The following is an 8,166-nucleotide window of genomic DNA, read 5'->3' on the forward strand; positions in this document are numbered from 1 at the left end:
GGAATGAGGGCCGGTCGGGCGGCGGCTGCAGGGACGGACGCTCGGCGGGGGCAAGAGCCAGCCTGGCAAGCGAGGGATTGGCCAGGCACCAGCCGGCGCTGTCGAGAAAGACTGTCTCGAGCATGACGAATACATCTTCGTTCGCCGCCATGCGGGCGCGGTAGGCGGCATCGCCCGCCTCCACGCGGGCGATGAGCCGCAACGCGATTTCTTCTTTCGAACTGAACAGATTGTAGACCGTTTTGCGGGTCAAGCCGGCACGCGTCGCGATCTCCTCGACCGAGGTGTTGGCAAACCCCATCTCCCGAAACGCCAGGTCGGCGGCATTGAGGATGAGGCTTCGCGACCGTTCGGTCCGCTTTGGGGTTGTCATTTTTATACCCTAGTGTAAATTTACACATATGTAAACTTTTGCTGCGTGACCGCCGCATTGCGGCAGCCGCCAATCCCGCGAAGGGTCGACTGTGGCGCATCGGAATTCAAGCGGCTCTATGGGAAGCAATGTGCAAATGGCTGGTAGTCTCAAGGAATTCGGCCTTGGGATCTGGATTGCGGATGGTCCGATCGTCACGGCGGCCGCCGGCTTTCACTATCCCACGCGTATGGCCGTTATCGGATTGTCCGGGGGCGGTTTGTTCATCTGGTCACCGGTAGAGCTCACGAACGAGCTGCGCGCCGATGTGGACGCTCTGGGCGTGGTGCGCTTCCTGATCCCGCCCAATTCGCTTCACCACGTGTTTCTCGCTGACTGGCAGCGCGGCTATCCCGATGCCAAGGTCTATGCGCCACCCGGCCTGCGGGAAAAGCGCCGAGATATCCTCTTCTGCGGCGAGCTCGGCGATACGCCTGCCGCCGACTGGGCGGACGATCTCGACCAGGTCGTCGTGCGCGGCAACAGGATCACCACCGAGATTGTCTTCTTCCACCGCGCAAGCAGGACAGTGTTGTTCACCGATCTGATCCAGCATTTCCACGCCGGATGGTTCAAGGGCTGGCGGGCGCTCGTAGCCCGGCTGGATCTGATGGTGGCCGCAGAGCCCTCAGTGCCGCGAAAATTCCGCGCCGGCTTTACCGACCGGCGCGCCGCGCGTGCCGCTCTTCAACGCATACTGGCATGGCCGGCCGAAAGAGTGCTGATGGCGCACGGCGAACCAGTGACGGAGGACGCTCAAACGTTCATCCGTCGCGCTTTTCGCTGGCTGGTTGGCCGCTGACTTCCTCGGCGGATTTCGGCGCTTCGAGCACACGGCGCAATGCCGGCGCTTCCTGCTGGATATGATCCCACAGCCGGTTCGCGATCGGCCCATGCGGCCGGTCGCGGCGGCGCGCCACCACCAGTTCGTCGGTGCGGCCCGGCAGATGACGGCCGGCAATGGAGTGCAGGCGTCCGTCCTGCAGTTCTTCCTCGATCAGGAAGCGGGGCAGGTGGCCCCAGCCAAGGCCCTGCAGGATGATCTCCTTCTTCATGCCCTGGTCGGCGACGAGGCATTGCGGCGCGCCTTCGATCAGCGAATAGTTTTGTTGTGGCGAATGGCGGGCGCTGTCGCGCATGACGCATTGGGTGAGTGCCTGCATCTGGTCCGGGGTGATCGGCTGCTCGATACGCTGAGGCAGAAAGCCCGGCGCCACCACGGGAATGAAGGACACCTTGCACAAATCGACCCATTCCACCCGCGCATCGCCCTTGTCGACCCAGTGCAGGATCAGGTCGGCTTCGTCGTCGAAGAGACGCTCCCATGGGCCGCCCACCGCTTCGAAATGCAGATGCAGGCGCGTGCCGGGCAACTGTGCGAAGAATCGCCCGAGCATGCCCAGCACCTGCGGGCGCGGGCACAGGTCGCCGATCACCACATGGATCTCGCTTTCCTCACCCATCGCCAACTGGGCGGCATGGACGCGCAAACCGTCCATCTCGCGCAGCAGCGATAGCGCTCGGCGGTGGAACGACAGCCCGGCCTCGGTCGGACGCACGCGATAGCCGCTGCGATCCAAAAGGACGAGGCCGAGCTGTCGCTCCAGCTTGGCGACGGCGGCGAACACCGCGGGGTGCGAGCGATACAGCATGGCCGCCGCAGGCTGAAAACCGCCGGTGCGGACCACCGCATCGAAGCATTGCAGATCGTGCAGGGTGAATTCGGCCATGTCAGTTTTTGTTACAGAGATTGTCTTATCTTTGTAATATCAACAAAATCGCTCCACAGCTAGGCTCTGTCTCGTTCAACGTTCCAGAAGGAATCTTCATCATGAATGAGCTGAATTTCGTCACAACGGGCGATGGCACGCGCATCGCCTACCGCTTCGACGGCGAGGCAAGCAAGCCGGTGCTGGTGCTGTCGAATTCCATCGGCACCACGCTGCACATGTGGGATGGGCAGGTCGGCGAATTGTCGAAGCATTTTCGTGTCCTGCGCTACGATTTTCGCGGCCATGGCGGATCGAGCGTTCCGGTCGGCGCCTATTCGCTGGACCGGCTTGGCCGCGACGTCATCGAGTTGCTCGATGCGCTCGACCTGCAACGCGTACATTTCCTTGGCCTGTCGCTCGGCGGGTTCGTCGCGCAGTGGCTCGGCATCCACGCGCCCGAGCGGATCGACCGGCTGATCCTGAGCAACACCTCGTCGCATCTGGCGCCGGCAAGCTATTTCGACGAGCGGATCGCTGCGGTGCGCCAGGCGCGGGACATGTCGGAAACCGCCGAGACGTTCCTGAGCAACTGGTTCCCCGCGTCGCTGGTTGCCGCCAACGAGCCTGTGGTCGAAGACTTTCGCGCCATGCTGCTGGCTATCGACCGGCAGGGCCTGGCGGGTCTGTTCGCGGCGGTTCGCGAGGCGGGCCTTGGCCGCACCGTGGCACTGATACCCCGGCCGACGCTGGTGAGCGCTGGTCGGCACGACACGGTGAGGGCAGCCAGCCACAGCGAGCTGATCGCCGCGACGGTACCCGGCGCGAAGCTGGTTGTGCTGCCTGCGGTCCATCTGTCGAACATCGAATATCCGGCGGAGTTCATCCAGGCTGTCATCGATTTCTGCGCGGAGCCGAGTGCCGCGACGGCAAAGGCATCCGGCACCAGCCCGGCGGTTGCCGAGCGTTCAAAGGACGCTGCGGTTCACAAGGGCGGGCGCCAGCCGGAGCCTGCGTCAATGTGAGCGCCGGGCCGAGCGGAGCCATCTGGCGAGAAGCTTTTCAACGCCTTTCGGAACGATCCCGTCACCTTGCCATTATCAGCACGAAGGCAGGCTCGGACAGGCAAACGCCGTAACCGACCTTAGAGACGGCCGGCGACGCACCACTTTCGGGCGCCGACACGAACACGCCGGAGGAAAGCGATGACTGGACGCAAAACCCACGATCAACAAATTCGCATCATTGAAGAGCGGGAAAACACAAAGAACGCCGGCAAGGATTTTGATGCCGAGGCGGATCTGAAACGATCAGCGGCGGAACGCGAAGCACTGCGCAAGGGAGCGGACATGAGGACCGATACACCGGACCTCGTCGATCCAGACGACCGCAACATGCTTCGCGGCAAGAATCAGGAAAGCGCCCATCACAAGAACCGTGCCGACGACTAAAGCGCGTCACGGACCAGCAACGCTCCTGGAACATTCGTCATAGATTGGAGGCAGCCCATGGCACACGGCAGCAAGAAGCACATCGGAGCAGGTTCACAAGGAAAGGGTTCCGGCACAGGCGCCATGACCGTGACGCCAAAAGACAAGCTCGAAGAAAACAAGGTTCTGTCCAATCGCGACAAGGCACAGCATTCCAAAGAACGCGGTTTGGACTCCAGGCAGGTCGCGACCGAGCAGCATCAGGATCATGCCGCCAACCGTTTGCGGGACTGACGCCCGACAGGGGCGCCAGCCTCGGCCTGGCTGTCCGGGGAGCCGCCAGATTCGTGCCATCTCTATTTGACACCGAGGCTTTCGGGCCAGAGCGCCTGGATTTCCTTCGGCAGCGCATCGCGCACCTTAGCCGATTGGCCAAGATCAATATGCCGTGCAAGAACTCGGAACACCGAGCGTGCTGCATCCTCGGGATCGACGGGGCGGATCGATTTCAATTCCTCGCCGATGTGCTGCGAGAAGTTTTCCAGGGAGCGCGTTTTGTCCGGCTCGGCTGCGGGCCGGTAGTGGTCGTAATAGGCGCCGCGCACCAGGAGCGGCAGTTCCGCCCCAAGTTTGGCCGCAAGCCCGATCTGCAGCCTGTCCCTTACGGTCCGCAGGACCGCGCCCAATATGTGCCATGCAATTCGCCGATCCGGACCATGATCGTCCATGATCTCGTCGAGCCAGATGTTGGTTGTCTGCAGCGTCCTGTCAAAGACATCCAAACCGGTAGCGCTCATCATCGCCTCCTCATCAAATTCATGTCTGGTTTCGAAACGATGCTCAGGGACAATCGTTTCGCTATCTGTCGACAAAATTGGCTCGGCCTGTGATCCGGCTCTGCCCCGGGATCCACGGTAGCGGTCTTGGTTGCGCCGGAACCCCTTCCGAAGCAGTTCGTTCCTGGGTGGGCGGCTTTGAGGAGCTGGTTGCGCGTCCTGCAACGGGTTTTTTGCGATGCCTGCAAGGAAGACAAAAACCACTGAAGGCGAGAACCGACAGCAACTCCTGCAGATGATGACGACGGAGCATTTGGTGCTGGGGACCGCCAGGGCGGCGACTATTCAGGAGGCGAATCAGCGCGCAAATTTGTTCCTGACTTCGGTATCCAGCGCCACGATCGCCCTTGCTTTCGTGGCCCAGGTGACGAGGATGGGGCTTCCTTTCATGCTGTTCAGCCTGATCCTGTTGCCGTGCCTCTACTTCATTGGGCTGGTGACATTCGTCAGGGCTGTGCAGGTGGCCATCGAAGACATGGTCCACGCCCGCGGCATGGCACGCATCAGGCACTGCTACACCGAGCTCACCCCTTCGATGGCGCGCTATCTGGTTCACTCCACCCCCAAACGGCTCTGCTGGCCGATGTCGGCCTCAAGCCAAGGCCCTGGCAAGCGTTCGCCGGAACCGCAGGGATGGTGAATGTCGTCAACGGTGCCATCGCCGGTGTCTTTGCCGGCGTGATGCTCAAGGTTGTCGTTGGCTCGATGGTCAGTCTCGCCGTGACTGTCGGCATTCTAGCTTTTGCGGTGAGCAACTGGTGCCTGTGGCAACATCACAGGCGCAGTTGGGCAAGCGCGGAACACAAGCTGAAGGTGCTGTTTCCAAACGTGCCGGACAGCGACGGCGAGGCGCGGATCGGATAACCCGTTCGAGAGGGGCAGGAGCATCAACTCGCGCTAGGCGGAAACCTCAAGCACGATCTTGCCACGCACATGCTCATTTTCCAGCCGTTCTTCCGCTTTGGCGACCTCTCCAAGCGGGTAGGTGGCTTGCACGAAGGGGGTGACCTTGCCGGCCTCGATGAGGCGGCCGATCTCGGCAAGATGCGCCGCATTCGGCTCGGCCAGGTAGGAGACGCCACGCGCCCGACGCAAGTTTGCCTTTTCCTGCGACGGTTGGGAAAGCGTGGAAACGAGCGTCCCGCCAGGCTTGAGCACCTCCCAGGAGCGCTCCTGCGTGTCGCCCGCGACAAGATCGAACACCAGGTCGACCGCATCGACGACCTCTTCGAAACGCTGATTCTTGTAGTCGACCGTCTGATCGGCGCCAAGCTCACGCACGAAAACGACGTCCTCGGCGGAAACGGTTGTCGCGACGAACGCGCCCGCGGCCTTGGCCAGCTGGATCGCCAGATGACCGACGCCGCCGGCGCCGCCATGGATGAGAACCCGTTGTCCGGATTTGAGGCCGCCATGATCGAAAAGGCCTTGCCATGCGGTGATGCCGGCAAGCGGCACCGCCGCGGCTTCGACATGGCTTAGACGATCCGGTTTGGCAGCCGCCTCCGTCGCCTTGACCACGACATATTCGGCATTGCCGCCCCGGTCATGACCAAGCATCGCAAACAACGGGTCGCCCTTCTTCAACGTATGCGCCCGCGTACCGCATATTTCCACCGTGCCGGATACGTCGCGCCCGAGCGTGACCGGCAGGGTCTCGCTCACCGACCCTTCGCGGGTCTTGTAGTCGATCGGATTGACGCTTGCGGCGCGGACCCTGAGCACAACCTCGTCGTCAAGGGGCTGAGGCGAGGGGACCTGATCGATCGAAAGAACCTCAGGTCCGCCAAAAGCGTGGATGCGGATTGCTTTCATGTCGGCATACCTCCTGTTGTCTGGCTTTCGGCGACGCTGTCTGCAGGGCTGTCGTCAGCGGCTGTGCAGCCGAGGTTGCGGCGGCAGGCACGCTGGCCTCCCGGCGGGCCACCGTCAGATGATTTTCCACCATCATCGGCGACCCAGCGGGATGCCAATTTGTCGGCGGCCAATCCGTCACGATCAGGCCGCCGCAAGGACGCCCAGTCCTGCTAGGCCGTAGACTGCGTCGGCGGGTTCTGGTTCATCATCCACAGCTCGATCGCAGCCAGAACCGCGACCAGAACGCCGATTACAACATGCACGCCCATGGCTGTGGTTGCCTGGAATCCAAGCACCCAGGGAGACACGACTACCCAAAGACCCACAACGAGGTTCAGCCATTCCTCCCAGACAGCAAAGGCGAAGAGGGCGGCAACCGAAAGCACGACAATCACGATGCCGCTGCCCATGGCATTCTGGGACTGTGTCCCTGCCGCGAAGGCGAATATCCATGGAGAGAAGAAGAGAATTGCTCCGAGGACCAGATTTGCTACGTCACAGAGCTTGGCATTTGACCATTGGTTCATGATTTTCTCCATCAAGCGTGCTCTCCACGCTTCCGAAGCTCAATCGGCGGCCTTGAAACCGTCGGTCACATGGCGGCAAGGCTACAACCAGACTTGCTGGCTTTCTAACTGGAGAGCAGGCCGTTGGTTCCAACCAATCGGCCTGGCACGGCACCGGGAACTCTCCTCGCCAGGAGCATTCAGCCACTCCCGATCCGTTCGCGACATACAACGCGGCGGGAAGATGCGAGGCGCAGGCGATTACCCATGTGATCGCCTCTCGATCATAGTCGTCACCCGGAGCGCCAGTCCTCGAAGAAGACGTTCAATGTAAGCGTGATGTGTTCGCGTTCTGGCAGCCTTCTGTGCCGCTTCCTTCCTGCCGCGGGTACCCTTGGTCCGCACTGCCTTGCGCGCGGCGGCGGAACGACCGGATGCGCCTTTCGTTTCGGCGGCCTTCTCGGCGGCGGCCGCCCGCGCCATGGGCGCGCGTTGTCTCTGGGGACCAACGCGCCGAGGTTACAAATGAACCTATCCCAGCCTTTGGCTTGCCGACATCGACGACGCGCGGGGAGTCAGACGCTGGCAAACCTCGGAGATCGGGATCGATACCGGTTCACGACGGGTTGCTGATCAATGCGCATGGTTCGCATGCCGAAGCGGACGTCACGGCTGCGTGCAAATCGGCACTGGCTGCGGCGGCGGTGCCGGATGATCCTTCCTGTATTGGGCGATGATCGGCTCGAGGGTCTTTCGCGGCCAGAATTTCGGTGTGCCGATTTCCTTCAGGCAGGACGCGTTCCAATAGGCGCCCGGCTGTGAATGGTTGGCTGCGACCGCGGCGATGTCGCGCGATTCCGGGTAGATGTAGAGCGTCGTCGGATTGTCCTTGACCATCGGGATAATCTGCTGCGCATCCGCCGGCGACCAACTGGTGCAGCCATTGCTGCGGCCGCCGGCATAATCCACCAGCTTGCCGAACGGTACGAAGCCGTCATGGTCGGCATGCGAGCTGTTCGGATTTTTGCGCAGGCACAGGCCGTGCAGCACCTGGGCCGCGTGGCCGCCGATCACCCGCTGCCTGGCGTTCGCGGCTTCGCCTTCGCCGTCGAACTGGATGAAGGTGCGCTGGAAAGCCACGTCCCGTTTCGCACCAGTGCGGTAATAACCCTTGAACGAGGTTTTCGCCTCGCGGGTCATATAGGCGCCGCCGGCCGTCAACGATGAATCCATCGCATTGCCGAAGTTCCTAGCGCACCGCTTGCCATTCGAAAAATCGACGACGCCCTTCAGATTCCGCCCGCTGCCATGACCCGACGAAATCGCGCGGAAGGACTCGCTGGCCTCGCAGATGACGTAGTAGCGGCGGCCGAGCACGCCATTGCCCAGATCGCTGGGGCGTGTCGCATCCATGGC

General features: G+C 62.1%; 12 protein-coding genes. 6 read left to right on the top strand and 6 right to left on the bottom strand.

The features are described from left to right. A partial coding sequence (locus tag EN994_RS09555; RefSeq protein WP_164745849.1) for a TetR/AcrR family transcriptional regulator occupies positions 1–373 on the bottom strand: 373 nt, incomplete at its 3' end. Positions 374–509: 136 nt separating this feature from the next. On the opposite strand from EN994_RS09555, the gene EN994_RS09560 reads away from it, so the two are divergent. Then, the gene (locus tag EN994_RS09560) at positions 510–1,214 is read left to right on the top strand and encodes a DUF4336 domain-containing protein (protein WP_024504113.1); all 705 of its coding nucleotides are present in this window, start codon (positions 510–512) and stop codon (positions 1,212–1,214) included. Here the strand turns inward: EN994_RS09560 and EN994_RS09565 are convergent. Further along, positions 1,177–2,142 (bottom strand): LysR family transcriptional regulator, encoded by a 966-nt coding sequence (locus tag EN994_RS09565; RefSeq protein WP_013530130.1) that lies wholly within the window; start codon positions 2,140–2,142, stop codon positions 1,177–1,179. The genes EN994_RS09560 and EN994_RS09565 overlap by 38 nt on opposite strands. A gap of 101 nt (positions 2,143–2,243) precedes the next feature. Here EN994_RS09565 and EN994_RS09570 point away from each other — a divergent pair, with 101 nt between their 5' ends. The 3 genes from EN994_RS09570 (at position 2,244) to EN994_RS09580 (ending at position 3,845) form a co-directional block, all read left to right on the top strand. Continuing rightward, the gene (locus tag EN994_RS09570; protein ID WP_127307499.1) at positions 2,244–3,146 is read left to right on the top strand and encodes an alpha/beta fold hydrolase; all 903 of its coding nucleotides are present in this window, start codon (positions 2,244–2,246) and stop codon (positions 3,144–3,146) included. 180 nt (positions 3,147–3,326) lie between these two features. Further along, positions 3,327–3,572, top strand: coding sequence for a hypothetical protein (locus EN994_RS09575; RefSeq protein ID WP_013530132.1), 246 nt, complete (start codon positions 3,327–3,329; stop codon positions 3,570–3,572). A 57-nt stretch (positions 3,573–3,629) separates the two neighbouring features. Next, positions 3,630–3,845, top strand: coding sequence for a hypothetical protein (locus tag EN994_RS09580; RefSeq protein WP_063168782.1), 216 nt, complete (start codon positions 3,630–3,632; stop codon positions 3,843–3,845). Between the two features lie 62 nt (positions 3,846–3,907). Here EN994_RS09580 and EN994_RS09585 read toward each other — a convergent pair whose 3' ends face one another. Then, positions 3,908–4,348, bottom strand: coding sequence for a DUF2267 domain-containing protein (locus tag EN994_RS09585; protein ID WP_013530134.1), 441 nt, complete (start codon positions 4,346–4,348; stop codon positions 3,908–3,910). Between the two features lie 217 nt (positions 4,349–4,565). Here EN994_RS09585 and EN994_RS09590 point away from each other — a divergent pair, with 217 nt between their 5' ends. Both EN994_RS09590 and EN994_RS36005 read left to right on the top strand, forming a co-directional pair. Continuing rightward, positions 4,566–5,027 (top strand): hypothetical protein, encoded by a 462-nt coding sequence (locus tag EN994_RS09590; protein ID WP_244514337.1) that lies wholly within the window; start codon positions 4,566–4,568, stop codon positions 5,025–5,027. Next, on the top strand, positions 5,021–5,251 hold the full coding sequence (locus EN994_RS36005; RefSeq protein ID WP_244514335.1) for a hypothetical protein: 231 nt from the start codon (positions 5,021–5,023) through the stop codon (positions 5,249–5,251). Before EN994_RS09590 ends, EN994_RS36005 begins: the two co-directional genes overlap by 7 nt. Before the next feature lie 33 nt (positions 5,252–5,284). Here the strand turns inward: EN994_RS36005 and EN994_RS09595 are convergent, their stop codons facing one another. The 3 genes from EN994_RS09595 to EN994_RS09610 form a co-directional block, all read right to left on the bottom strand. Continuing rightward, complete coding sequence (locus EN994_RS09595) at positions 5,285–6,202, bottom strand: NADP-dependent oxidoreductase (RefSeq protein ID WP_013530136.1); 918 nt, start codon at positions 6,200–6,202, stop codon at positions 5,285–5,287. Between the two features lie 212 nt (positions 6,203–6,414). Next, on the bottom strand, positions 6,415–6,771 hold the full coding sequence (locus EN994_RS09600; RefSeq protein ID WP_027162069.1) for an SPW repeat protein: 357 nt from the start codon (positions 6,769–6,771) through the stop codon (positions 6,415–6,417). A 645-nt stretch (positions 6,772–7,416) separates the two neighbouring features. Next, positions 7,417–8,166: hypothetical protein (locus tag EN994_RS09610; RefSeq protein ID WP_127307500.1), on the bottom strand; the 750-nt coding region annotated here is incomplete at its 5' end.

The sequence above is a fragment of the Mesorhizobium sp. M7A.F.Ca.CA.002.09.1.1 genome (genome assembly GCF_003998555.1).
GTDB lineage: Bacteria > Pseudomonadota > Alphaproteobacteria > Rhizobiales > Rhizobiaceae > Mesorhizobium > Mesorhizobium ciceri.